This is a genomic window from Acinetobacter seifertii, assembly GCF_000368065.1.
Lineage (GTDB): Bacteria > Pseudomonadota > Gammaproteobacteria > Pseudomonadales > Moraxellaceae > Acinetobacter > Acinetobacter seifertii.
In genome coordinates, this window is record NZ_KB851200.1 from 290,541 (window position 1) to 314,754 (window position 24,214).

General features: G+C 38.8%; 20 protein-coding genes. 14 read left to right on the forward strand and 6 right to left on the reverse strand.

The features are described 5' to 3' along the window. Positions 1-17 precede the first annotated feature (17 nt). Positions 18-1,481, reverse strand: a complete 1,464-nt coding sequence (locus tag F985_RS08695; protein ID WP_004700080.1) for a CYTH and CHAD domain-containing protein — start codon at positions 1,479-1,481, stop codon at positions 18-20. 165 nt (positions 1,482-1,646) lie between these two features. Here F985_RS08695 and F985_RS08700 point away from each other — a divergent pair, with 165 nt between their 5' ends. The 6 genes from F985_RS08700 to rapA all read left to right on the forward strand — a co-directional run bounded on the left by F985_RS08700 (position 1,647) and on the right by rapA (position 8,618). Beyond that, a complete protein-coding gene (locus F985_RS08700) occupies positions 1,647-2,030 on the forward strand; it encodes an Mpo1-like protein (protein ID WP_077164814.1) in 384 nt (127 codons plus the stop codon). Positions 2,031-2,145: 115 nt separating this feature from the next. Beyond that, positions 2,146-2,757 carry a thiamine phosphate synthase gene (thiE, locus tag F985_RS08705; RefSeq protein ID WP_004700085.1) on the forward strand — a complete coding sequence of 204 codons (612 nt, stop codon included), beginning with the start codon at positions 2,146-2,148 and terminating at the stop codon, positions 2,755-2,757. Positions 2,758-2,799: 42 nt separating this feature from the next. Continuing rightward, positions 2,800-4,098 carry a glutamate-1-semialdehyde 2,1-aminomutase gene (gene hemL, locus F985_RS08710; protein ID WP_004700086.1) on the forward strand — a complete coding sequence of 433 codons (1,299 nt, stop codon included), beginning with the start codon at positions 2,800-2,802 and terminating at the stop codon, positions 4,096-4,098. A gap of 62 nt (positions 4,099-4,160) precedes the next feature. Beyond that, positions 4,161-4,865: a hypothetical protein gene (locus tag F985_RS08715; RefSeq protein ID WP_004700088.1), complete on the forward strand. Its 705-nt coding sequence runs from the start codon at positions 4,161-4,163 to the stop codon at positions 4,863-4,865. Between the two features lie 132 nt (positions 4,866-4,997). Beyond that, positions 4,998-5,636, forward strand: coding sequence for an RluA family pseudouridine synthase (locus tag F985_RS08720; protein WP_004700090.1), 639 nt, complete (start codon positions 4,998-5,000; stop codon positions 5,634-5,636). 144 nt (positions 5,637-5,780) lie between these two features. Beyond that, positions 5,781-8,618 (forward strand): RNA polymerase-associated protein RapA, encoded by a 2,838-nt coding sequence (rapA, locus tag F985_RS08725; protein ID WP_004700092.1) that lies wholly within the window; start codon positions 5,781-5,783, stop codon positions 8,616-8,618. Between the two features lie 62 nt (positions 8,619-8,680). On the opposite strand, the gene F985_RS08730 is transcribed toward rapA, so the two are convergent. Then, positions 8,681-9,697 (reverse strand): AI-2E family transporter, encoded by a 1,017-nt coding sequence (locus tag F985_RS08730; protein WP_004700095.1) that lies wholly within the window; start codon positions 9,695-9,697, stop codon positions 8,681-8,683. Between the two features lie 168 nt (positions 9,698-9,865). Next, positions 9,866-10,561, reverse strand: coding sequence for an HTH-type transcriptional repressor FabR (gene fabR / locus F985_RS08735; protein ID WP_004700096.1), 696 nt, complete (start codon positions 10,559-10,561; stop codon positions 9,866-9,868). Positions 10,562-10,701: 140 nt separating this feature from the next. Between fabR and F985_RS08740 the strand changes: the two genes are divergently transcribed. Further along, positions 10,702-11,772, forward strand: a complete 1,071-nt coding sequence (locus F985_RS08740; protein WP_004700099.1) for a ferredoxin reductase — start codon at positions 10,702-10,704, stop codon at positions 11,770-11,772. A 12-nt stretch (positions 11,773-11,784) separates the two neighbouring features. Beyond that, positions 11,785-12,879, forward strand: a complete 1,095-nt coding sequence (locus tag F985_RS08745; RefSeq protein ID WP_004700103.1) for a fatty acid desaturase family protein — start codon at positions 11,785-11,787, stop codon at positions 12,877-12,879. Between the two features lie 32 nt (positions 12,880-12,911). On the opposite strand, the gene F985_RS08750 is transcribed toward F985_RS08745, so the two are convergent. Next, positions 12,912-13,376 carry a hotdog fold domain-containing protein gene (locus tag F985_RS08750; RefSeq protein ID WP_004700105.1) on the reverse strand — a complete coding sequence of 155 codons (465 nt, stop codon included), beginning with the start codon at positions 13,374-13,376 and terminating at the stop codon, positions 12,912-12,914. Positions 13,377-13,495: 119 nt separating this feature from the next. Here F985_RS08750 and F985_RS08755 point away from each other — a divergent pair, with 119 nt between their 5' ends. Further along, a complete protein-coding gene (locus F985_RS08755; protein WP_004700108.1) occupies positions 13,496-14,128 on the forward strand; it encodes a TetR/AcrR family transcriptional regulator in 633 nt (210 codons plus the stop codon). Positions 14,129-14,183: 55 nt separating this feature from the next. Here F985_RS08755 and F985_RS08760 read toward each other — a convergent pair whose 3' ends face one another. Further along, on the reverse strand, positions 14,184-14,885 hold the full coding sequence (locus F985_RS08760) for an SIMPL domain-containing protein (protein ID WP_004700109.1): 702 nt from the start codon (positions 14,883-14,885) through the stop codon (positions 14,184-14,186). A gap of 466 nt (positions 14,886-15,351) precedes the next feature. On the opposite strand from F985_RS08760, the gene F985_RS08765 reads away from it, so the two are divergent. The 3 genes from F985_RS08765 (at position 15,352) to F985_RS08775 (ending at position 19,977) form a co-directional block, all read left to right on the forward strand. Then, positions 15,352-16,725 carry a diaminobutyrate--2-oxoglutarate transaminase gene (locus tag F985_RS08765; protein WP_004700112.1) on the forward strand — a complete coding sequence of 458 codons (1,374 nt, stop codon included), beginning with the start codon at positions 15,352-15,354 and terminating at the stop codon, positions 16,723-16,725. Between the two features lie 2 nt (positions 16,726-16,727). Further along, positions 16,728-18,260 (forward strand): pyridoxal phosphate-dependent decarboxylase family protein, encoded by a 1,533-nt coding sequence (locus F985_RS08770; RefSeq protein WP_004700113.1) that lies wholly within the window; start codon positions 16,728-16,730, stop codon positions 18,258-18,260. A gap of 286 nt (positions 18,261-18,546) precedes the next feature. Continuing rightward, the gene (locus F985_RS08775; protein ID WP_004700116.1) at positions 18,547-19,977 is read left to right on the forward strand and encodes an aldehyde dehydrogenase family protein; all 1,431 of its coding nucleotides are present in this window, start codon (positions 18,547-18,549) and stop codon (positions 19,975-19,977) included. Positions 19,978-20,047: 70 nt separating this feature from the next. On the opposite strand, the gene F985_RS08780 is transcribed toward F985_RS08775, so the two are convergent. Further along, complete coding sequence (locus tag F985_RS08780) at positions 20,048-20,533, reverse strand: Lrp/AsnC family transcriptional regulator (protein ID WP_004700117.1); 486 nt, start codon at positions 20,531-20,533, stop codon at positions 20,048-20,050. A gap of 134 nt (positions 20,534-20,667) precedes the next feature. On the opposite strand from F985_RS08780, the gene F985_RS08785 reads away from it, so the two are divergent. Together F985_RS08785 and F985_RS08790 are read left to right on the forward strand one after the other, a co-directional pair. Beyond that, positions 20,668-22,389, forward strand: a complete 1,722-nt coding sequence (locus F985_RS08785) for an alpha-keto acid decarboxylase family protein (protein WP_004700119.1) — start codon at positions 20,668-20,670, stop codon at positions 22,387-22,389. Positions 22,390-22,528: 139 nt separating this feature from the next. Continuing rightward, positions 22,529-23,908 carry an amino acid permease gene (locus tag F985_RS08790; RefSeq protein ID WP_004700121.1) on the forward strand — a complete coding sequence of 460 codons (1,380 nt, stop codon included), beginning with the start codon at positions 22,529-22,531 and terminating at the stop codon, positions 23,906-23,908. Positions 23,909-24,214: the final 306 nt, after the last annotated feature.

A 24,214-nucleotide genomic window follows, 5' to 3' on the forward strand; every position in this document is an offset into this window, starting at 1 on the left:
TCGCGACTTTAAGATATTTACCAAAAAGTTTTTACTTTATTAAATTTTTGCAAAGCTTCGGCAGACTGATTTTGTAAATAAGGTTGTTTGGCCTTAATCCATCCTAGAGCAAACCAAAAGTGCGGGTCGTGTTCAATTGCTTTATTAAAGAGATCTTCAGCTATAAACAAATCGTTATATAGTCCTAAGGTATTTTGCACGGGTTGCAATTTCTTTAAAAACTGTTGAACATTTTTAGATGGATATAAGCTTGATATAAATTCAATGCAGTAACGTAGCTGTTTAGCTTTTTTACGTATCTTGTGCTGTTCAGTTACTTCGAGTTCATTGAAATCTTTAGCATGACTCACAACTTGGTAATGTAACTTATCTAAGCTTTTTTCTATCTCCTTTTTAAATTTTCCTTTGGTACTTTGGCTATCTTCTTCTGAATAAGCAAATGCCAGTAATGCGAGTACAAGCTTGACGGTTTCTGCCGATTTGAACAGTGTAGCAAGATCTTTTAATGGCTCCTCTGAGATTGGAAGTAAAAGCTCAGGTGAACCATGTTGCACAATCATAGGTAAAATTTCAGTACGAATAGCATCTACGTCACGCGTGTTTCCAAGCTTGCGGAAAAGTGCTGCAATTTGCTCTTCCCAAGCAGGGTTTAAATCGTCTGACCATCCTGAAAAATGATGAAGTGCACTGCGTAAACGACGTAAGCTTACACGTGCCTGATGGATATGCTCAGCTTCGGCGACGTTATCGGCAATTGCAGCCATATTCGGTAAGAATTGTGCTAAACAGTTTTCAACAATTTTTTTGAGAGCTTGTTCTGCTGAAATATTCTTATCTAAACTCAAGCTTTTTGCGTGAACAGCAGGTGAAACGGCTTTTCCTAATGCGAGTAAATTACCGCGTTCGGCTTTACTTCTAACATCGAGCCATAACTCATAACGATTAATCCATTGCTGTGCAAATTGAATCAGTGTTTTAACAGCACCTTGTTTAAGCTCAAACTCAACTTCACAAATTTTACTTTGGGTGGTTGCCGTTTTTACTACACCGTCATCAAGACAGACTTCAATAGCAGTGTCATCGGCTTCAAATACATGATAAGTACGTTGTACATCTGTCTCAAACTGTAAGCTTAGCTTTTCGACTTCAGTGCCTAAAGCTTCAGTAATTAAATCTGTGACTGCTTTATTATCTTTATATAGATTAAGGTTTAGTTCGGGTTCTTGCTCGCATTTACCTAGAAAAACTTCTTCTTCAACACGGTGTAAATGACTTTGACCAGCGGCTTTAAAGGTTTGTACCCACAAATCATTTTCTTTACGTAAACGTAGGGCCATACCATTTTTTGCGAGTAGACGGTCTGGTGTATCGTAATATTTGGCCTGCAAGTGAATATGCTGTGCTTTATGCTTTTTCAAATACTGCTGAACAGTTTTTTTCTTCGATTCAGGTAACTGAAACTTAAGCTCAACTTCAACCATAACGGATCTCCCTGAATCAGGTATTTAAACTATCTTGAATAAGTATAATAGCTTAGTGCTAAAAATAATGTTTTTGATAGAGAAAGTTACAATCAAACCTATGACGCTACACTTTGTTTTAGGTGTACAATCAGGTGACGTTTTGATCAAATAAAAATCAGGAAGATGATCGTGAATGCACCAGTAAACTTCAACCATGAAGCTCAGCTAGAGTTTGAATTACCGATTAAAAACTATCAGGAATTTTATCGCTTTTATTTAACTGAACACCGTAACATTATGAGCAGACGCCTACATGTGGTGGGTAGTAGCATTGGGATATACTTTTTTTCAAAAGCCATTCGTAAGAAACAGGCCAAATACGCACTTTATGGTTTAGTGTCTGGCTATGCATGTGCATGGGTTGGACATTTTGTATTTGAAAAAAATAAGCCTGCCAGTTTTAAACAGCCTCTTTATAGCTTTATTTCTGATTGGCGAATGCTGTCTGATGTGGCGACTGGTCGATTAAGTTTGATTGACCGGAAGCACGATAAAATTCCGAGTTAATTTTTTATTCCTATTTTAATATACCGATTGGTACTGTTAAGCCTATATCAATCGGTACTTATGATGTCCTATAAATCCGTTATACTAGCGTAGTTTTTAAAAGCGAGAGTAGAGTATGCGCGGTTTATATCTCATTACCAATGATGACCCAATCCAATTATTATTAGAAAAACTAGAGGTCGCGCTCGCAACTCGTCAGATCGCAATTTTACAGTACCGCCGTAAAAAAATAGAAAAAACTGACCAGCCTGCTGAAGTTGAACAGATTAAGATATTGTGTGAAAAATATCAGGTTCCTTTTGTCATTAATGATGACTTACAACTGGCCGCTCAGTTTGGTTTAGGTGTGCATTTAGGGCAAAGTGACGGTGAAATCACAGATGCAAAATCGAAACTTCCTGAAGGCGTCATTATTGGCCGTACTTGCCTCAACTCTTTAGATCTTGCTCGAAAAGCAATTGCCGATGGCGCAACCTATGTTGCCTTTGGTGCTGTGTATGCAACTGCCACAAAACCAGAAGCAGGTAATGTAGGTATTGAAGTCATTAAGCAAGCAGCAGCTCAATATGATTTACCAATTTGTGCGATTGGTGGTTTAACTGTTGAAAACTCAAAACCTGTGATTGAGGCTGGAGCTGACCTCTGCGCAGTCATTAGTGATATATTAGGTCGATCAACTGCTGAAATTCCTGCCCGTGTAAAAGCGTGGGCACAATTATTTTCTTAAGCTTTCAAAATTATTTTTTAGATATTTAAGACGAGCATTTCCATGAGTTTATCTCCAAAGCAAGAACAGTTATTTAAACAAGCCAGCAAACACATTCCTGGTGGTGTGAACTCTCCGGTACGTGCCTTTAATGGCGTTGGAGGAACACCAGTTTTCATCGAGAAAGCTAAAGGTGCTTATTTGTGGGATGTCGATGGTAAGCGCTATGTTGACTATGTTGGTTCTTGGGGACCAATGATTTTGGGCCATGCTCATCCAGAAATTATTAAAGCGGTACAAACAGCAGCAGAAGATGGTTTAAGTTTTGGTGCACCAACCGTACATGAAACGACTTTGGCAGATATTATCTGTGAAATCATGCCATCCATTGAATTGGTACGTATGACCAACTCTGGTACAGAAGCGACCATGACCGCTATTCGTTTAGCGCGTGGTTATACTGGCCGTGACAAAATCGTGAAGTTTGAGGGTTGTTACCACGGTCACTCTGACTCACTTTTAGTAAAAGCGGGTTCGGGTTTACTTACTTTAGGCGAGGGTGAGCCAACTTCAAAAGGTGTTCCAGTCGATTTTGCTAAACATACTTTAACGCTGCCTTATAATGATATTGCTGCATTAAAAGAGTGTTTTGCCAAATTCGGTCATGAAATTGCGGGCGTCATTATTGAACCTGTTGCGGGTAACATGAACATGGTGAAACCAATTGACGGTTTCTTACAAGCCATTCGTGATGTGTGTGATGAATATAAATCTGTATTTATTATTGATGAAGTAATGACAGGTTTCCGCGTTGCTTTAGGTGGTGCTCAGTCAGTTTATAACGTTAAACCTGACTTAACGACTTTGGGTAAAATTATTGGTGCGGGCTTACCTGTAGGTGCGTTTGGCGGTAAGCGTGAAATCATGGAATGCATCGCACCTTTAGGTGGTGTATACCAAGCGGGAACTTTATCTGGTAACCCACTTGCTATGCGTGCGGGTATCGAGATGTTTAAACATTTACGTCAACCTGACTTTTACAGCAAGTTATCTGCTCAACTTGAAAAGTTACTTGCGGGTTTACAAGCCGCGGCTGATGAAGCAGGTATTCCATTTAAAACTCAGCAAGCGGGCGCAATGTTTGGTCTTTACTTTACCGATCAAGAAGATATTACAAGCTTTGACTCAATGTTGGCATGTGATATAGAAGCTTTCAAAAAGTTCTTCCATGGTATGTTAAAGCGCGGTGTAAACTTGGCACCGTCAGCATTTGAAGCAGGCTTTATTTCATCTGCTCATTCTGATGAAGATATCGAATATACGATTCAGGCTGCAAAAGAAACATTTGCCGAAATGAAGTAAGCAAAAAAGCCCGTGTTAAACGGGCTTTTTAATTTGAGCTATTTTTATATTTGTAGAGAACAATGTTTTATCCCTTACCTCGAAAAATCCAGTTAGCCCCAAGTACTTCAAATTGGCCTATTGAATCTAAGCATAGCATCTTGCTCATGGTTGGATTAAATGAACTTGAAAATGCCCCTGACTGGATAAATCAGCCTTTAGCCGATCATTTAGAATTACTAAGCAAAAGAGCACAGGCACTCGAAATTCCAGTCATGATGATTCAGTCATCTCAACTTCAACAGGTCATGTTACAGCTTGGGCAACAATTGTCATCAAACACTCAAGCACAAGTGATAATAGCTGGAAATTTATCCCCGTTGTTTAAGCAAGTGATGCAGCTTGTTTTATCCATTACAGATTATGTAGCTGTTGTAAATGATGCGATCTTGGCAGGTAGTTTAGAGCAGCATATACAATGGATTGAAAAAATCAGTTTTGACTCCATTCAACATATAAACACACAGGCTTTAGTGCGCTTATGGTCTTTAAGTGCGCCATCGTCACAGGTGTTGTCCGATAAAGGAATTTTATTGGCAGTTGCTGAGCAGGTGGGGCGGCATCCAATGGAAATTCATCCTGAAATAGATTTAAGAAACTATGGTTTAGATGCTGTAGGAGTCAATTATCTGGTGGAGTTATGGCGTGCGAACGGTGCGAGTCTAAGTGCTGAAGAGCTGATGCAAACACCTAGCTTGCAACATATTATGCAGTTATTGAAGCACTAATCGGCTTTAGCCATAAACTGAATCATAATATTTGCAAATTCTGTCGTTAATTTACCCGAACGGCATTGTAATTCGGACGTAAGCTTTTTATTATTGCCCGCTTGTTTTTCATCTTGCCTTGGGAATACAACTTTGAGTGATTTTCTAAGTGAACATCTGATCTATCGTGATGATGATTTTATGGTGATTCATAAACCTTCGGACATTTTGAGTGTGCCAGGGAAAGGTGATTTACATGACAGCGTTTTGACAAGACTGGTGGCAATTGAACCACGAACTTTGCTCATCCATCGCCTTGACCGCGATACCTCGGGTATTTTGGTTTTTGGGTTATCTAAGCGTGGACAAAGTGCGATTGCACGCCAATTTCAAGACCGTCAAACCTCGAAAATATATGAAGCGTTAGTCGCAGGCCACCTAGACGGTGAAGGGACAGTCGATATTCCAGTAGTCTATGACCCGAGTCGACCACCGTTGCATATTGTCGATGCTTCTCATAACAAACCTGCTTTAACACACTGGCAGGCGATTGAACATTTCCAGATTCAGGGACAACCGGTTACGCGTGTCAAATTAACACCGATTACCGGGCGTTCTCATCAACTCCGTGTACACATGCAATATCTGGGACATCCGATTGTAGGTGATACATTGTATGCAACACCGGAACAATTACTTGTTCCTCGTCTGTGCTTGCATGCTAAACAGTTAAGCTTTAATCACCCTGTGACAGGGGAATCATTAACGTTTAACTGTCCTGTACCGTTTTAATGTAAAAACTTTCAATGAGTAATTTTTGTAGCGAAACAATTTAATTGGTTTCTGCTGCAAAATTTTGCTTTAAAGACTACATAAAAAGATGCAAAAATAAGCTAATTTGCATCGTACAATATGTAGTGCGAACTTGAGAAAAAGGTGGAAAAATTGCAGCAGTATGCTATTGGTCAACGTTGGCTATCAGATACAGAGACTGAGCTCGGTTTAGGCGTTCTTATTGATGTAGATGAAAGATCTGTCAGCATTTTATTCCCCAAAAGTGATGAAACGCGTGTCTATGCACGTAACAATGCGCCGTTGTCTCGCATCATCTTCAACAAAAATGATGAAGTTCAAGATCAAGAAGGCCAGAAGTGGATTGTTGAGACTGTTGAAGACCGCCATGGTGTTTTGCGTTATAACGTTGTTCGTACTTTAGAAAATGGCGAACAAGAACGTAAAGCGCTCAATGAAACTCGTATTGGTGCACAAATTCAGTTATCAAAACCCTTAGATCGTTTACTGGCAAGCCAGATCGATTATAAAGAATGGTATGACCTACGCATTGAAGCCATGCTCATGCAATCGCAAATGCAAACCAGTCCTTTACGTGGCTTGGTTGGTGCGCGTGTAGGTTTAATCCCACATCAACTCTATATTGCACATGAAGTCGGTAAACGTTTCGCACCACGTGTTTTACTTGCCGATGAAGTAGGTTTAGGTAAAACAATTGAAGCTGGTTTAATTATCCACCAACAGCTTAAAACTGGCCGCTCTGAACGTATCCTCATTTTAGTCCCTGATTCATTACAATATCAGTGGATGATTGAAATGCGTCGCCGTTTCAACTTGCAATTTTCTCTGTTCGATTTAACCCGTACTGCGTCTATTAAAGAACATGATCCAGAGCTTAACCCGTTCTTGACTGAGCAATGCATTATTGCCAGCGTAGACTTGATGGTTGACCATGACGACTTGCGTGAGCAAGCATTAGAAGCTGGTTTCGATTTGCTTGTAGTCGATGAAGCGCATCACTTAATGTGGAGTGAAGAAGAAGGCGGCAACGATCGTTACGACTTGGTTGAAGAGCTTGCTGAAAACACGGCTGGTGTATTGTTGCTTACAGCAACACCTGAACAGCTTGGTGTAGAAAGTCACTTTGCACGCTTACGTTTGTTAGACCCTCAGCGTTTTAGCAGTTTAGAACGTTTCTTAGATGAAGAAGCGCAATATCAGCAAACTGCTCAAGTTGCAGAAGTACTTATGTCGGATGAACCTTTAACTCAAGAGCATTTAACTGCTTTAGAAGGTTTGTTGGGTCATTCAATTGAAGATCAGCCTGAGCAACGTTTCAGAGCGATTCATGAGTTGTTAGATCGTCACGGTACAGGTCGTATTTTATTCCGTAATACGCGTGAAGCGATTCAAGGCTTCCCAGGCCGTGATTGTCAACCAGCACCTTTACCAGCGCCAGAAGATTGGTCAAAAGACGGTAAATTACGTGAGCAAATGTGGCCAGAAGAAGCACAACTTGATGGTTCATGGATGCAAAATGACCCACGTGTGCCATGGTTAATGGAAATCTTGCGTAAAGAACTTAAGCACAAAAAAGTTCTTTTAATTGCTCGTAGTGGTCCTGTTGTTGAATCTTTAGAAAGTGTACTTCGTTTGCATGCTGGTATTCGTACTGCAATGTTCCATGAAGGCATGAGTCTACTTGAGCGTGACCAAGCGGCTGCTTACTTTGCAGAAGAAAGCTATGGTGCTCAAATTCTACTATGTTCTGAAATTGGTTCAGAAGGCCGTAACTTCCAGTTTGCAAGTGATCTGATTTTATTTGATTTGCCTGCAAACCCTGATGTTTTAGAACAACGTATCGGTCGTTTAGACCGTATTGGTCAAGAAAACCGTATCCAAATTCATGTACCTTACTTAATGGGCACTGCTCAAGAGCGTATGTTCCGTTGGTACAACGAAGCGTTGAATATTTTCAGCAATATTTCTCCGACAGCTCAAACGCTGCAAGAAAACTTTATTGTTGAATTAAAAGACTGCTTACTTTCAGACCAAGGTCAAACCTTTGAAGATTTACTCGAAGAAGTAAATGTTCAACGTCAAGCTTTAGAAACAGAGTTACAAGCTGGTCGAGACCGCTTGCTTGAATACAACTCATGTCGTCCTATCGTTGCACAAGAAATTGTTCAAGCTTTAGAAGACTACGATGACAACACAACATTACCTATGTTTGTGAAGCGTTTTATGTCTTCAACTAATATTGATTTTGATGAGCAAAGTAACGGTACTGTTATTATTCGTCCGACAGACCAAATGCAAGTGCAAGGTTTGGCATTAGACGAAGAAGGCATGACTGCGACGTTCTATCGTGATCAGGCGCAAATGCGTGAAGATGCTCAATATCTGACTTTAGAACATCCGTTCATTGAAAGTGTCATGGAAATGATCCGTACACAATCATTTGGCAGTACTAATGTTGCTGTTCTTAAGTCAAACGCATTAAAGCAAGGTTCTGTATTACTTGAAGTTTGGTTTAAAGTTGATGTAGTTGCACCAAAATCTTTGAACTTGCCATCAAGCTTACCGAAACAGCTCATTCGCGTGTTGTTAAGTGAAAATGGTCAGGACTTATCTGAAAAGATTGATCCAACCATTTTAAAACCATATTTGCATCATTTAGATGGCAATAGCTGTCGCCAAGTCGTTAAAGCTCGCCGTGAAGTGATTGAAGAGCGCTATAGACAAGCGCTTGATATTGCTAAAGTCGGCTTGCCACAGCTTCAACAGCAGGCAAAAGAGCATTATGGTAATAAATGGCAATACGAGATTGACCGTTTAACGTATTTGAAACAGTTCAACCCAAGTATTCGTCAAGACGAAATTGAGCGCTTACAGAAGTTGCAAAAAGAAGGCTTGAGCTTACTCGATGGCTTAACAGTAACTCCGGAAGCAATTCAGGTACTTGTTGTTGTTAAACCATAAACCATAAATCATAAGTCATAAAAAAGCGCCTTTAAGGCGCTTTTTTATTGAATAAATTTTAATTAAATCATTCTGGCATCTTTCAATTCTAATTTTAAATAGGCATAAAAGATTGGGGCTGCAATCAGGCCACCTAAACCAAAAATTGACTCAAAAATTAACATTGCCAATAAAATTTCCCATGCATTGGCATTAATTTTATGTCCAATAATTTTGGCATTAATAAAATATTCTAACTTATGTACTAATACGAGATAGAGCAGAGCAACACCTGCTAAACCCAGTGAAACCGTAAGCGCAGCAATAAAGGTAAGCGTATTTGAAATTAAGTTGCCTAAAATCGGAATTAAACCAAACAAGAAAGTAAGAATAGTTAATGTTTTAGCAAAAGGCAGATGAACACCCCAAATCGGCAATATTACAAACGCAAATAATATAAAGAGCAGCGTATTAATTGCCGAAATTTTAATTTGGGCAAAAACGACATTTCTAAAAGAAATTGATAACTTTTGAATACGTTGAATGAGTAAAGACTTAAATACAGGCTGTGGTGTACGACGGTGAAAGCCATGAATCGCCACCAAAATACCAATAATGAGGCCCATAATCATCGTTACAAAGTTATGTAAGATATCGGAACTGGCATTTTTTAATGTCGTCACGTTATCTTTCATAAACGCAAAAATTTCATCTTTTAGTTCTGTAACACTATCTGGAATATAACCTGGAAGATATTTGCCAATTTCAGTTTGTAAGTGTAATAGCGTTTGATCAACTTTATTGTTGATATTATGGATACCTACACCTTTTAAGTCATAAACGACAAAGCTAATTAAACTTGTAATGAAAAAGGCGATGAGTGAAACCGTGATAATACTCAGTAAAATACTAATAAAAATGCGGGCTCTTTGACCATCAATATAACGTTCAACAATAGAGCTTAAACTAATAATAATTTCATAAATGAGAAAGCCAGCAAAAAAGCTTGCTAAGAGATGCAAGGGGATAACCGAAAGCAAAAAAATGCCCATCAGAATATAGCTTGCAATCAGGCTTTGACGATTACTCAAACTTTGCATGTGAATCCCTAAATATCGTGGGGAAATATGGGTATATATTGCTAGAATAATAATTACTTATACTCTTGCATGTTGGTTGCTTCAATCTGTGAATTATATTTTTATCAAGAAATAAGTATGTCTGTATAAAAAATGGCTTGTACAATTACAAACCATTTTGTGCTGATCTTATCGTATCTTTGCTTCGTCTAGATGACGAGCACCTTCTAAAATCATTCTGATCATGATCATGGTTTGTTCAGCGACTTCCGCACGTTGATGAACTGGAAGATCAATCACCTTAGCACCCATATGAAATACAAGTTGCGTAATTGCTTTTGCAACAAGCTCAGGATGATATAGGTGATTGTTATTTAAACGCTCTAGACGGATTAAATCTTCTTGTAGTTCTTGTTGGAAGAAATTGAGTTGGCGGTCTACCGCAGCTTTATAAGAAGCTGAACCTGTAAAGCCTTCGCGTAACAATAGACTTAAATTACCTTCGTCTGCATCAAGCTGTTGAAGAAAAATTTCTACAGAACTACGAATAATGCTGTCTTGGAAAGAGGCACGTAAACGAGCCTGACGAATAATTTTACGTAATACGATACCTGCGCGGTCAATCAGTGAAATGGCTAATTCATCAATATCTTTAAAGTGACGATAAAAGCTATTTGGTGCAATACCAGCTTCCCGTGCGACTTCACGTAAACTTAATGAGGCGATACTTTTTTGAGGACCGATCAGGTTAAGAGCGGCCTGAAAAAGTTCGTCTTTCGTAATCGTCGCTTTTCTTCCAACAGAACGCGTTGCTGTTTTTATTTCAATGACATCTTGTGAAGAGGCTGTGTCATTTTGGCTCTGAGAAAGTGAGGTTTGGGTCATGCTTTTCAATATGTTCTTAAACTGTCTGGATTATAGCGTTAGACAGGTAACTTGTGAAATTGTAATTAAAAGTACGGGTGTATATACAAATATATATACATGTGTATAATAATTAAAAAAGAGCGACAGAGCCCTCAGTTATGCAAGCAATCGAAAAGAGAAATTCTCTATTCAATTCATTAACACAAGCTGTATTTGATAAAAATATAGCGAGTTTCTGGCTACAAAAAATAAATCCTTTATGGTCTGTACAGCACGGACTAGTTCAAATTGTAAAAAAAGAATTCGTGGCTCATGACACTGTGAGCCTTACTCTAAAATGCAACCGTTTGGTCAAAACGGGCGCAGCAGGTCAGCATCATCCTCTTATTGTTGAAATTGCTGGCCGCCGTTACGAACGTACTTATAGCTTGACGCAAATCGATGCTGAGCACTTACGTTTAACAGTTAAAAAAGTTGCTGACGGTATTGTCAGTAACTGGTTTATTGCTGAAAGTAAAATTGGAGATATTTTTGAGCTTGGTCAACCTTATGGTGACATGCAACAAAATATTCAGACACCGAAATTAATTATGTTGGCTGCAGGCAGTGGTATTACACCAATGTTGAGTTTAATTACAGCAATTAAGCAAAGCCAGCAGTTAGAAAAAGTACAGGTTCAGCTTTTATATTGGGTAAAACAGCGCTCTGATGCTGCTTTTACAGAATATTTTGAGCAAGTGGCTGAACAAAACCCAAACTTTAGCTATCAGGTGTTCTATACACAAGAAACACCAAATGATGAGCGTTTAAATGCTGAACATATTGCGTTAGTTGATGATATTGAAAACAGCACAATCTATGCGTGTGGTCCATCGGGTTTTGTTGCCACTGTTGAAGAGCTTTTTGAACAAGCACCAGCCGTACTGACTGAAGCTTTTAGTTTAACTAATGAAAGTTCTGCAGATGATGTTGGTTATGTAAATGTCACATTAACCCAGTCTAATAAAGTGATTGCAATTCCTAAGGGACAATCGATTTTGGTGAGCCTTGAGCATGAAGGGCTTAAGCCAACACATGGTTGTCGTATGGGAATTTGCAATAAATGTGTTTGTAGTAAAGCGCAAGGTTCTACCCGTAATTTGCTAAACGGTAGTCAAAATACTGAACCAAGCCAGTTACTTAAGATTTGTGTCAACTCAGCACAATCCGATCTAGTTATTGATCTTTAAGAGAGAACTCTGATGAATATGCCAGTGAAAGTCGAATATTTTAAAAATCCTAAAAATCGCGATTTGACTCCAGCAGAGCTTGAAGCATTTGCAAAAGAGCTTGATCAGATCAAACAAGAAGTATTGGATGATTTGGGTGAAAAAGACGCTAAATATATTCGCCGTGTCTATGCCGCAGTTCGTTACAGTGGTCTTTTAGGTCGTGCTTGTCTATTTGCTGGATGGTTTCCGCCAGCATGGGTTTTAGGTACAGGTCTATTAGGTTTCTCTAAAATTATGGAGAACATGGAACTTGGTCATAACGTGATGCACGGTCAATATGACTGGATGAACGACCCTAAGTTTAATGGTCAAACTTATGAGTGGGACACAGTAGGTACATCTGATAACTGGCGCCAAACGCATAACTATAAGCATCATACCTATACCAATATTAAAGGTGTTGATGATGACATTGGGTATGGCTTGCTCCGTTTATTCCCAGAGCAACGTTGGAAACCAGGTTTTTTACTCCAACCTGTTTATAGCATTCCGTTTTGTTTATTGTTCCAGTGGGGCGTAGCAATTCAGAATCTTGAAATTGGTCGTGTTCTTTACAAACGTAAGACTAAAGCCAAATTTTTAGAAGAGTTAAAACCAGTTAATAAAAAAATTGGTAAACAACTTTTTAAAGACTATGTGTTCTTCCCATTAATTGCAGGGCCCGCAGCGTTGCCTGTATTTACTGGAAACCTAGTTGCAAATGGTCTGCGTAATATGTGGACATTTACGATTATTTTCTGTGGTCACTTTACAAAAGATGCAGAGGTATTTCCAAAGTCTGTTTTACAAGAAGAAAGCCGTGGACACTGGTATATGCGCCAAATTCGTGGTTCTTCAAACCTAAAAGGTTCAGAAGCATTACATATTTTAAGTGGACATTTGAGCCATCAGATTGAACATCATTTATTTCCTGATGTTCCAGCACGCCGTTATCGTCAAATGGCTCCAAAAGTTGAGGCTGTATGTGAAAAATATGGTATTAATTATAACAATGCGAGTCTGGTGAAACAGTTTGGACAGGTTGTAGGTCGTATCTTTAAATATGCTTTACCTTTTAAAAAATAAGTCAAAAAAGCCCTGAAATTTCAGGGCTTTTTTTATTTCTTTTTAGAAATCCACATTGTAATGACCGCATGAAATACTTTGTCTTTATGAGTATCGTAAACATCTACACTTACTAAATATTCTCCTGCTTTTTCCCAGTCATAATCAGCTTGTACAGGCGTCGCAATAGCGATGAGATCTGTTTCTGCCTTTTTTAAATATTCAACAGTCATACCTTTGGGAATCCAGCGGTGTGTGGAAGGGACGGTAACTTCTGTCATAGTCCCACCTGCGAGTTCTGCCATATTGCACATGGCAATTGCGTGGACTGTCCCAATGTGGTTAAGGACAGAGCGCTTCTTCTTAATAGAAATTTCGCAATAGTTCGGTTTTAACTCAATAAAAAGAGGGGAAATGCTACCGAAATAAGGCGCTTTTAGACATAGCATACGAGAGAATGTCCACTTTCCTTTAGGAAAAGCAGTCACTTTTTTCCAAAGTTCTAAGGTGGTTGCCATGATTTTCACTTCCTATAATTTTAAATACAGAATATTCTTCTGTTAAAGAATATAGTTCTGTTTACAAATAGACGTCAAGTCATTCAAAATATCTCCGATGACTGGTTAGAGAATACAAAATGGTATCTGCTCAAAACTTATTAGAACGTTTGTATCCCGGAAGAAGGGCTGCTTTAAAACGACAAATATTGTTAGATGCTTTAATATGTTTTTTAGAGCATGGCATAGAAACGACCAGTATCGAAATGATTCGTGCCAAATCAGAAACGAGTGTTGGAGCGATTTATCATCATTTTAAAAATAAAGAGGGTATCGTCGCGGCATTATTTTTTTCAGCTTTAGATGACCAAACGGTTCTAAGAGATGAATACTTAAAACAGGCCAAAACGCTACAAGACGTGGTATTTTCTTTAATTCATAGTTATGTGGACTGGGTAAGTGAGCAGCCTGAATTTGCAAGATTTTTAAATTCAGCACGTTTTAACATGATGAAAGGTGAAGAACACCAGCAGCTCGTCCAAAGAAATAAGAACAGAAACCAAAATATATTTAGCCAGATTGCAAATTTTGAAGAATTTAAAGCATTAAGTTTAATTCCAAATGAGCTTTTGCTTTCATTGGTGATTGGTTCTACAGAGAGCTATTGTCGTGCGTGGTTATCACAACGTGTAAAATCCAACCCTAAAGTTTACAAAGATGTGTTAGCTAAAGCAGCGTGGAGTTCATTGCAGGATTTGCGTTTAAAACCTTAATATTTAGCAATAAAAAACCGCATTCTTTATGCGGTTTTTTAGTTTGAAAGATAAATTATTTAAACTGGATTGAACCGTTTGCATTTACGGTAATTTTAGACTCACCAGCAGCCATGTCTTGAGCCGGTGCAGCTTCTGCCATAGCAAACTTAGCCATGCTGGCACGCATTACGGGTTGAGGGAAATAGTTGTTAGTGTTCAAGTTTAAATTGACCAATGTATATTGGTTTTTATTCCATGCTTGAGTCAACATTTGAGCACGTTGTTGGAAGTTTTTAGATGCTTCAACCATCAACTCATTTTCAACTTTTTTACGTTGTTCGTCAGAAACCGTAAAATTAATCGATTGAGTTTGGAAGTTTTGCTGCAATTCGTTCACTAACTGGCTAGCGGCTTTAAAATCTTTACTTTCAAGACGAATTTCTGCACGACCACGCCATTCTTTTAACTTATTGCTATCGTTATCGTAAATTGGATAAGTGCTTTGAGCACCAGTTTCCACTTTTACTTGCGGGTATTTACGGGAAGTTGCAAGCGCTTGATTCATTAACTGGTTAATCTGATTTGAAAGTTCAGCAGGCTGCTTGTTACTTTTTTCAATATACAAAGTGGCATGCATTTCATCGTTAGATACCTGACGAGAAGCTTCAGCTTGTACATTTACAATATTGTAGTGAAGGGCATTATCATCTTGGGCAAAAACCATAGGGCTGAGTACCGTACCAAGTAGAAGAGTAGATATTGCTAAAGTACGCATAAATTTATCCTTTAAAAATTAATATAAATTTAATTTTTTTCATTAAGAAATGTTAAACATAAGTTATGCATAACTTTGGCAGATTTTGTGGGGTATTTGTAATATTTAAATCAATTTTTTTAATTTTTGGTAAGAATAAAAACTATAAAAAATAAAAGCTTAAAATTAAAGTGTTTCAATGTAACTTAAAGAATCAAACTAATATAAAAAAAGAATATTTTCTTTAGGTTGTCACATAGTATGATGATAATTCATCATAACTATTGGGATAATACATATTTTCAATAAGATTAGATGAGTAAAGTACACAAAAGACGTTTTTTTTCTTGCAAAATTAGGTATCATCGCGCTCCTAGTTACAAGATATAAAATATGTGTCTTCGCTAGTTCTATAAAGCACCGAGTCAAAGGACCAAAAGTCACCAGACTTATTTCTTTCTACCCTTATCAGAGATGGTAATCCGATATGAGCGTTACTTCTGTCAACCCTGCCGACAATGCTACCAACGAATATTATTTGACTCGCCAAAGTCAGATGGAATCGAATGTTCGTAGCTATCCACGTAAATTACCGTTAGCGATAGCGAAAGCACAAGGCTGCTGGGTTACTGATGTTGAAGGTACACAGTACCTTGATTGTTTAGCTGGGGCAGGTACATTGGCTTTAGGTCATAATCATCCTGCGGTGATTCAAAGTATTCAAGACACATTGGCAAGTGGTTTGCCATTGCATACTTTAGACTTAACCACACCTTTAAAAGATGCGTTTACTGAAGCGTTGTTAGCATATTTACCAGGCGGTAAAGAAGAGTACTGCTTACAGTTCTGTGGTCCTGCTGGTGCAGACGCGACTGAAGCAGCGGTTAAACTTGCTAAGACTTACACTGGTCGTAGTTCAGTAATCAGTTTTTCTGGTGGTTATCATGGTATGACCCATGGTTCACTGGCAATGACTGGTAACTTAAGTGCGAAAAACTCGGTTAACGGTTTAATGCCAGGCGTACAATTCATGCCATATCCGCATGAATATCGCTGCCCACTTGGTTTGGGTGGTGAAGCTGGTGTTGATGCTTTAACTTACTATTTTGAAAACTTTATTGAAGATGTTGAAAGCGGTGTAACAAAACCTGCTGCTGTAATTCTTGAAGCAATTCAAGGTGAAGGCGGTGTTGTTACTGCTCCAGTAAAATGGTTGCAAAAAATCCGTGAAGTGACTGAAAAGCACAACATCGTTTTAATTTTAGACGAAGTTCAAGCTGGCTTTGCACGTTCAGGCAAAATGTTTGCGTTTGAACATGCAGGTATTGAACCTGATGTTGTTGTAATGTCTAAAGCAGTAGGTGGTGGTTTACCACTTGCAGTATTAGGTATTAAACGTAAATTTGATGCTTGGCAGCCTGCTGGTCACACCGGTACTTTCCGTGGTAACCAACTTGCTATGGGTACAGGCCTTGTCGTACTAAAAACGATTAGCGAACAAAATCTTGCTCAAAATGCGCAAGAACGTGGTGACTTCCTACAAGCTGAATTGAAAAAATTAGCTACTGAATTCCCATGTATCGGTAATGTACGTGGCCGCGGTTTAATGATTGGTGTTGAAATCGTTGACGAGCGTAAACCTGCTGACCGTATCGGTTCTCATCCTGCTGACTCTCAGTTAGCGGCTGCGATCCAGACTGCTTGCTTTAACAACAAGTTATTGCTTGAAAAAGGTGGTCGTAACGGTACAGTAATTCGTTTACTTTGCCCACTTATCATTACTCAAGAAGAGTGTGTGGAAGTAATTGCCCGCTTTAAGAAAGCAATTGCAGAAGCATTGGTTGCAGTACGAGGCGCGTAAGAATGGTGGATTTTGCAGAACATCGTAAAGCGTTACTCTGCAATGATGCACAATCCATTGCTGACTATGAGTCAGCAATGGGCGAAGCGGTAAAAGCCGTTTCAGCATGGTTGCAAAATGAAAAAATGTACACAGGCGGTAGCATCAAAGAATTGCGTTCAGCAATTTCTTTCCAGCCTTCAAAAGAAGGTATGGGTGTACAAGAATCACTTCAACGTATGATTGAGCTTTTCTTAAATAAAAGCTTGAAAGTACACCATCCACATTCATTAGCGCATTTACACTGCCCAACTATGGTGATGAGCCAGATTGCGGAAGTGTTAATCAATGCAACTAACCAGTCTATGGACTCATGGGATCAAAGCCCGGCAGGTTCATTAATGGAAGTTCAGTTGATTGATTGGTTGCGTCAAAAAGTAGGTTATGGTTCTGGTCAGGCAGGTGTATTCACTTCTGGCGGTACTCAATCTAACTTGATGGGTGTTTTGCTTGCTCGTGACTGGTGCATCTCGAAAAACTGGAAAGACGAAAATGGTAATCCATGGTCTGTACAGCGTGATGGTATTCCAGCTGAAGCAATGAAAAACGTCAAAGTTATTTGTTCTGAAAATGCGCATTTCTCTGTGCAAAAGAACATGGCAATGATGGGCATGGGCTTCCAGTCAGTTGTGACTGTTCCTGTGAATGAAAATGCTCAGATGGATGTTGATGCTCTCGAAAAAACGATGGCGCATCTTCAAGCTGAAGGCAAAGTTGTTGCTTGTGTTGTTGCGACAGCCGGTACAACTGATGCTGGTGCAATTGATCCATTGAAGAAAATTCGTGAAATCACAACGAAATATGGTTCATGGATGCACATCGATGCTGCGTGGGGCGGTGCACTGATTTTGTCAAATGACTATCGTGCAATGCTTGATGGTATTGAGTTGTCTGACTCGATTACCCTCGACTTCCATAAGCATTACTTCCAAAGCATTAGCTGTGGCGCGTTCTTGTTGAAAGACGAAGCGAACTATCGTTTCATGCATTATGAAGCTGAATACTTGAACTCTGCTTATGACGAAGAACATGGTGTACCAAACCTTGTATCTAAGTCATTACAAACGACTCGTCGTTTTGATGCATTAAAATTGTGGATGACAATTGAATCACTAGGTGAAGACCTATATGGTTCAATGATTGACCATGGTGTAAAACTGACTCGTGAAGTTGCAGATTACATCAAGGCAACTGAAGGTTTAGAACTTTTAGTTGAACCACAATTTGCTTCGGTATTGTTCCGTGTTGTGCCACAAGGCTACCCAGTTGAGTTTATCGATAGCTTGAACCAAAACGTAGCAGACGAATTGTTTGCACGTGGCGAAGCAAATATCGGTGTAACAAAAGTGGGTGATGTACAGTCATTGAAAATGACAACATTAAGCCCTGTTGTGACATTTGAAAATGTTAAAAACCTTTTAGGTCAAGTATTGGCTGAAGCTGACCGCATTAAAGATGCAATTGCTTCTGGTAACTATGTACCACCAATCGACTAATTGAGTTGATAACAAAAAAAGCTCGGTTTATTGCCGGGCTTTTTTATTACATATTATTTTTATTTAAAGTGTGCATCACAAGAGATTGATATGCACAAAACATGCATATTTTCAAAAAACAAAAATAATTATGCATGATTTATGGGGAGCAAATTTCTTATTGTATTGGTATGTTACCGATATTTTGGGTCGCATTGATATATCAATATCGTACTTACTTTAAATAATCCCGCTTTAACTGAAAAAAGTAAGTGGCTGTAATTACAATTAAGACAAGGAAGAAGAAATGCAACAAGCGAATATGCTCAATGAATTTAAACTCATTATTGGCGGTCAACTTTGTTCAGGTGAGCAAGGTGAACTAGAAATTCTAAACCCTGCTACTGGCTTAACTGCTGCACGTTGTGCAAAAGCATCAGTTGCACAGGTCAATCAGGCAGTGAGTGCAGCTAAACAGGCATCTAAAGCTTGGCAACAAGTCTCCCACGAAGAGCGTAAGTCAATCTTAAACAAGATTGCAGATGGCATTGAAAAGCACGCTGAAATGCTTGCAGAGTTGGTTGTACTTGAACAAGGTAAGCCACTCGCACTTGCGCAAATGGAAGTGCAGGGTGCAATTGGTTGGACGCGGTATGCGGCTGCTATGGATTTACCTGTAGAAGTCATTGAAGACAGTGAAACTAAGCGTATTGAGCGCCATCGCCAACCATTAGGTGTAGTGGCTTCAATTACACCATGGAACTGGCCACTCATGATTGCGGTTTGGCATATCATGCCTGCTTTACGCGCGGGTAACGTTGTTATTAGCAAACCTTCTGAATACACACCACTATCGACTTTACGTTTATGTGAAATCATTCAGCAAGAAGTTCCTGCTGGTGTTATTTCAATTGTGGTTGGTGCTGGTGAGATTGGCGAAGCGCTATCTTCTCATCCAGATGTACAAAAAGTCGTGTTTACGGGTTCAACTCGAACAGGCCAGCACATTATGGCTGGTGCAGCTCAGCAGTTAAAACACTTAACTTTAGAGTTGGGTGGTAATGATGCTGGTATTGTATTGTCAGATGCAAATATCGATGAAATTGCAGCCAAGATTTTTAACATGGCGTTCTTAAACGCTGGTCAAACATGTGCAGCCTTAAAGCGTCTATACGTGCATGAAAGCGAATATGAGGCTTTATCTCAAAAGTTAGCTGACATTGCCAATGCTCAAGTTGTAGGTGATGGTATGGCGTCTTCTACCACATTTGGCCCAGTACAAAACCAAATGCAATATAACAAAGTGAAAGCGCTTATTGCTGAAGCGATTGAACAAGGTGCAAAAGCACTTTCTGGACAACAACAGCTACCAGAGCAAGGCTACTTTATTGCGCCAACTATTTTGACTGAAGTTTCTGACTCTTGTCGCGTGGTGCAAGAGGAGCAGTTTGGTCCAGTATTGCCTATCTTAAAATATACAGATATCAATGATGCAATTGCTCGTGCCAATGACAGTGAGTTTGGTTTAGGTGGCTCAATTTGGTCTTCCGATATTAAAGCTGCTCAAACTTATGCTACTCAACTTCAATGCGGTACTGTTTGGATTAATACCCATGCAGAAGTCCTGCCTCATGCACCTTTTGGTGGCTGGAAAATGTCTGGTATAGGTGCCGAGTTTGGTTTGGAAGGTTTGCTTGAAAATACGATTGGGCAAACGGTTCATATCAGTAAAGTCTAAATATTAATTTTAAGGCGGATCTAGTATCCGCCTTTTATTTTCACTGATAAGGTAGGAAAGCTTGGCTTGCTTATTGGGAGTGATGATAGCTCATACTTTTAGGTTTGATTAAAAAATGATTCTGTTCTTTAATTTTTTTAAGAACAATGTAAGACTTTATGTGACCTATAAAATTATAAGAAAGTAACCTTTCAGTCACAAATTGAGAAAGCTGTTCTAAGTTTTCAGCAACAACTTTTAAAATAAAATCTGCATCACCACTAATTGAAAACGCATCTTGAATATTATCTTCGGCTTCAATCAATTCTTGAAAAGCTTGTTGTGACTTTGCCTCGTGTGTTCTTAAATTAATATGAATCATTGCCGTCACTTCCAGGCCTAGCGCCTGCTGCTGGATGCGCGCGGTATAACCTAAGATTATGCCTTTTTGCTCGAGTAACTGTCTTCTTCTAGAACATTGTGAAGCAGATAAACCGATTAAATCTCCTATTTCCTGATTGGTGAGCCGTCCATTCTTTTGTAGTGCTTGAATGATTTGCCAGTCGAACTTATCCATTGCATAAAATCCTTTTATGATACACAAATCATGTATTTTTATTAAAATGCGTTTTCATTATGCACGAAATCTAAAAGGTAGATGAAATATTATTTTTCTATGGAATAAAAATTGGTCTCAAAGGATATAGAGCAATGTTCATAGAAATCGGTGACTTTTTAAATCTTCGTTTAAAACAAATGGGTATCCAACATCTCTTTGGTGTACCTGGTGATTTTAACCTCTCATATCTAGAACAAGTTGAAGCAGACCCACAACTCGAATTTATTGGAAATTGTAATGAATTAAATGCTGCCTATGCAGCAGACGGTTATGCACGAATTAACGGTTTTTCTGCCTTGGCAACCACTTATGGTGTAGGTGACTTAAGTGCGATTAATGGTATTGCAGGTGCCTACGCAGAAAATGTACCTCTTATTCATATCTCAGGAATTCCACCGTTACATGCAGTTCAAAGGGGTACTCTCATACACCATACGCTTGTCGATGGTAACTATGACAATATTATGAACTGTATGAAAGAGTTTACAGTTGCCCAAACTCGTTTAACTCCAGCAAATGCAGCCTTTGAAATTGACCGTGTATTACGTCAGTGTTTCCTTGAACGCCGTCCTGTACACATTCAACTACCAGGCGATATTACCCACGTTAAAATTGAAGTATCTGAGCGTCCGCTCGACTTAAGCTACCCAGCTGTTGAACCTGAATTATTACAAACTGTGGTAAAAAAACTCTGTGACATTATTGAGAATGCTCAAAGCCCAGCACTTCTTATTGATAATGAAGCTTCAGTTTTTGGTGTAACGTCGCTTTTAAATGATTTATCTCAAAAATGCTCGATTCCATTTGCAGGTATGAATACTGCAAAAAATATTATGGATGAAGGCTCACCTCGTTATATCGGGACTTATGTGGGTGGGGCAAGCCAACCGCATGTGAAAAATATCATTGAGCAATCTGACTGTTTGATTGGTATTGGTGCACGTTTTACCGATGTGGGGTCAGCTGTATTTACTCATCAAATTGAAACCAAGAACTACATCGAAATTAAATCTTATGGCCTAAATATTTTTGGTCAGGATTTTCCAGGTATTGAGATTGGACAATTACTTGTTGAGCTAAATAAAAAAGTTGCGCCACGTAAATCATCAACACCTCTTCTCGAAAAACATCCTCAGAAAGTAGTTGAAGCTCCAGCTCAACAAAAACTAAGCCAAGATGTGCTTTGGAATTATATTTCAGGATTCTTAAAAGAAGATGATGTGATTATTGGTGAAGTCGGGACATCAAACTCTGCTTTGTCGGGTATAAAGCTGCCTGCTACAGCTAAATATATTGCACAGCCGCTTTGGGGTTCTATTGGTTACACATTACCAGCTTTGCTTGGTAGTTTGTTGGCTGCCCCTGAACGCCGTCAAATTTTGTTTATTGGCGATGGTTCTTTCCAGCTTACGGTACAAGAGCTTTCTACCATTATCCGTCACGGTTTAAAACCAATTATTTTCTTGTTGAACAATGGCGGCTACACCATTGAGCGCTTAATTATGGGTGAAAATGCTGCCTATAACGACGTGCAAAACTGGAAATACACTGAAATTCCAGCGGTATTTAACGGTAAAAAAGGCCATACCACTTATGTGGTTGAAACAGCAGGGCAGCTAAAGAGCGTTTTAGACAATGTTCATTTAAATGACCAGTTAACTTTTATTGAATTAAAACTACCTGCAATGGATGCACCTGTAAGTTTGAAAAAATTTGCTTCTGTGATTGCGCGTTTTGACTACGGCGATCGTGGCTACGAAATTTTAAAGGAGCGTTCCCAGCCAGTTAAATGTAAGGATGCAAGCTCGTTTTAAATAGAAGATAGGACAAGTCTTCTTAAAATTAAATGGACTCATATTAAAGCAACTTATGTCCGAAGGTCGGTTTCTGATCTTCGGATGTAGTGCTGAATAAAGGTGTACAGGAAGTGACACCAACATTGGAGATAATGTTATGGATGCAAACAGTAAGCACGAGTTAAAACAAGGCTTATCCAATCGGCATATTCAACTCATCGCACTCGGAGGAGCGATCGGAACAGGGTTATTCTTAGGTCTTTCACAAACAATTAAATTGGCTGGTCCTTCAATTTTATTAGGATATGCAATTGCAGGAATTATTGCCTTTTTAATTATGCGCCATTTAGGTGAAATGGTTGTTGAAGAACCAGTGAGTGGTTCTTTTAGTTATTTTGCGAACAAGTATTGGGGCAAAATGGCTGGTTTTATGTCTGGTTGGAACTATTGGGTATTGTATGTACTAGTTAGTATGGCCGAACTGAGTGCTATTGGTACGTTTATCCAATTTTGGTGGCCCGAAATTCCGACATGGATGACTGCATTATTTTTCTTTATTTTAATTAACGGCATTAACTTGGTAAATGTCCGCTTTTTTGGGGAATCCGAGTTCTTATTTTCCTGCATTAAAATTGTTGCCATTTTAAGCATGATTGGCTTTGGTGCTTATTTATTATTTTCCGGTTCAGCAGGTCCGCAAGCAGGTGTTGCAAATTTATGGCAACACGGTGGTTTTTTCCCGCATGGTATTCATGGCTTTATTATGGCTTTGGCTGTCATTATGTTCGCATTTGGTGGCTTAGAGCTTATTGGTATTGCGGCTGCAGAAACCAAGAAACCAGAAACAACAATTCCAAAAGCAGCAAATCAAATTGTGTACCGCATCCTGATTTTTTATATCGGTGCAATTGGTATTCTTTTATGTCTTTACCCTTGGAATATGGTTGCAGAAGGTGGTAGCCCGTTTGTTTTAATTTTCCAGTCACTCAATAGTAATGGCGTGGCAAATGTTCTTAACTTTGTGGTCTTAATTGCTGCTATTTCGGTTTATAACAGCTGTATCTATTGTAATAGCCGCATGTTGCATGGTTTAGCAGAGCAGGGTAATGCTCCTGCAATTTTGAAGAAAGTGAACAGTCGTGGTATTCCAGTTCCGGCAGCGGTTGTTTCTGCATCAATCACAGCTGTATGTGTGGTAGTGAACTACTTAATTCCTGGTCAAGCGTTTCAGATCTTTATGATGTTGGTTGTGGCAGCACTTGTCATTAACTGGCTTATGATTTCAGTCACACATTTGAAATTTACCAAAGCAATGAAATTACAACGTCGCCAAACTAAGTTCCAAAGCATTATGAGTCCATGGAGTAATTATTTAACCATTAGCTTTGTATGCTTTATTCTTATTATTATGGCGATGACGCCAGATATGAGATTGGCTGTTATTTTAGGGCCTATTTGGTTGGCGGCTTTAGCTATCATGTATTTCTTGAAGTACCGTAAAAAAATGGTCGCAATGCCAGAAGTGCAATCAAACTAATAAGCTTAAATTTACAGTGATATTGCGGTTATCTGACAAAGGGCAGATAACCGTTTATCTTTTTGTCATAATATTTTCATGTTTGAGCGAAATAATTTTTCAAAATAAATATGACATGTAAAAAAATAAAAAATGGGTTAGTAAAATAATTTTGTAATCTCAATTCATTAAGTTTTTATAATTTAAGCAAAATTATCAATTTGTTGATTTGAGAGTTTGTCATATTCAAGATTAAACTTGAGTGCGAGCTACCTTGTAAAATAAGATTAAATAATTGATATAAAATAGAATTAGAAATATGACAGT

What these genes read in the sequence shown, in the direction of transcription:
- F985_RS08695 (WP_004700080.1), bottom strand. Translation starts at nt 1,481, where the DNA reads ATGGTTGAAGTTGAGCTTAAGTTTCAGTTACCTGAATCGAAGAAAAAA.
- F985_RS08700 (WP_077164814.1), top strand. Translation starts at nt 1,647, where the DNA reads ATGATCGTGAATGCACCAGTAAACTTCAACCATGAAGCTCAGCTAGAG.
- thiE (WP_004700085.1), top strand. Translation starts at nt 2,146, where the DNA reads ATGCGCGGTTTATATCTCATTACCAATGATGACCCAATCCAATTATTA.
- hemL (WP_004700086.1), top strand. Translation starts at nt 2,800, where the DNA reads ATGAGTTTATCTCCAAAGCAAGAACAGTTATTTAAACAAGCCAGCAAA.
- F985_RS08715 (WP_004700088.1), top strand. Translation starts at nt 4,161, where the DNA reads ATGTTTTATCCCTTACCTCGAAAAATCCAGTTAGCCCCAAGTACTTCA.
- F985_RS08730 (WP_004700095.1), bottom strand. Translation starts at nt 9,697, where the DNA reads ATGCAAAGTTTGAGTAATCGTCAAAGCCTGATTGCAAGCTATATTCTG.
- fabR (WP_004700096.1), bottom strand. Translation starts at nt 10,561, where the DNA reads ATGACCCAAACCTCACTTTCTCAGAGCCAAAATGACACAGCCTCTTCA.
- F985_RS08740 (WP_004700099.1), top strand. Translation starts at nt 10,702, where the DNA reads ATGCAAGCAATCGAAAAGAGAAATTCTCTATTCAATTCATTAACACAA.
- F985_RS08745 (WP_004700103.1), top strand. Translation starts at nt 11,785, where the DNA reads ATGAATATGCCAGTGAAAGTCGAATATTTTAAAAATCCTAAAAATCGC.
- F985_RS08750 (WP_004700105.1), bottom strand. Translation starts at nt 13,376, where the DNA reads ATGGCAACCACCTTAGAACTTTGGAAAAAAGTGACTGCTTTTCCTAAA.
- F985_RS08755 (WP_004700108.1), top strand. Translation starts at nt 13,496, where the DNA reads ATGGTATCTGCTCAAAACTTATTAGAACGTTTGTATCCCGGAAGAAGG.
- F985_RS08760 (WP_004700109.1), bottom strand. Translation starts at nt 14,885, where the DNA reads ATGCGTACTTTAGCAATATCTACTCTTCTACTTGGTACGGTACTCAGC.
- F985_RS08765 (WP_004700112.1), top strand. Translation starts at nt 15,352, where the DNA reads ATGAGCGTTACTTCTGTCAACCCTGCCGACAATGCTACCAACGAATAT.
- F985_RS08770 (WP_004700113.1), top strand. Translation starts at nt 16,728, where the DNA reads ATGGTGGATTTTGCAGAACATCGTAAAGCGTTACTCTGCAATGATGCA.
- F985_RS08775 (WP_004700116.1), top strand. Translation starts at nt 18,547, where the DNA reads ATGCAACAAGCGAATATGCTCAATGAATTTAAACTCATTATTGGCGGT.
- F985_RS08780 (WP_004700117.1), bottom strand. Translation starts at nt 20,533, where the DNA reads ATGGATAAGTTCGACTGGCAAATCATTCAAGCACTACAAAAGAATGGA.
- F985_RS08785 (WP_004700119.1), top strand. Translation starts at nt 20,668, where the DNA reads ATGTTCATAGAAATCGGTGACTTTTTAAATCTTCGTTTAAAACAAATG.
- F985_RS08790 (WP_004700121.1), top strand. Translation starts at nt 22,529, where the DNA reads ATGGATGCAAACAGTAAGCACGAGTTAAAACAAGGCTTATCCAATCGG.